Origin of the sequence: Synechococcus lacustris str. Tous (assembly GCF_003011125.1) — a bacterium.
In the GTDB taxonomy this organism is placed as follows: Bacteria; Cyanobacteriota; Cyanobacteriia; order PCC-6307; family Cyanobiaceae; genus Synechococcus_D; species Synechococcus_D lacustris.
Window position 1 is genome coordinate 1 of record NZ_PXVC01000292.1, and the last position, 637, is coordinate 637.

General features: G+C 50.5%; 1 protein-coding gene. It reads right to left on the reverse strand.

What is annotated here, in order from left to right:
- On the reverse strand, nucleotides 1–551 hold a 551-nt coding region (locus tag C7K08_RS15000; protein ID WP_241537305.1), incomplete at its 3' end, for an HsdM family class I SAM-dependent methyltransferase.
- Between the last annotated feature and the right edge of the window lie 86 nt (nucleotides 552–637).

Sequence of the window (637 nt, forward strand, 5' to 3'; positions counted from 1 at the left end):
AGCATATGTTGTAACCACGCATAGTTGGCATTACCTACTGGTGGTCTGCCGTATAACCAACGTGGATCACTTTCATAATTCTCCCCACCCCAATCCGAAATGTTGAACGGTGGATTGGCAAGGATGTAGTCGAACTTCTGATCAGGGAACTGGTCTCTGGCAAAGGTGTCAGCAGGTTCTTGACCAAGATCAGCAGCGAACCCACGAATCGCCAGGTTCATCGCTGCCAACCGCCAAGTTGTTGGGTTGCTCTCCTGTCCATAGATCGAGGCATCATCCCGCTTGCCACCGTGTGCCTGGATGAACTTCTCGCTCTGAACGAACATTCCGCCTGAACCGCAACAAGGGTCATAGATCCGACCCTTATGTGGTGCCAAAACAGCAACCAGCGTTTTGACGACGTGAGCAGGCGTATAGAACTGACCGCCCTTCTTGCCTTCTGCGCTGGCGAACTGACCGAGGAAGTATTCGTAGACCTCTCCAAGCACATCACCAGATCTTTGATCGTCAACAAATCCAATAGTGGAGATCAAATCCACCAGTTCACCCATTCGCCCTGGTTCCAGTTGGGCAGCACCAAACCGTTTATCTAATTTGCCTCTAAGTGTTTGGTTTTCGTTTTCGATAGCAACCAGTG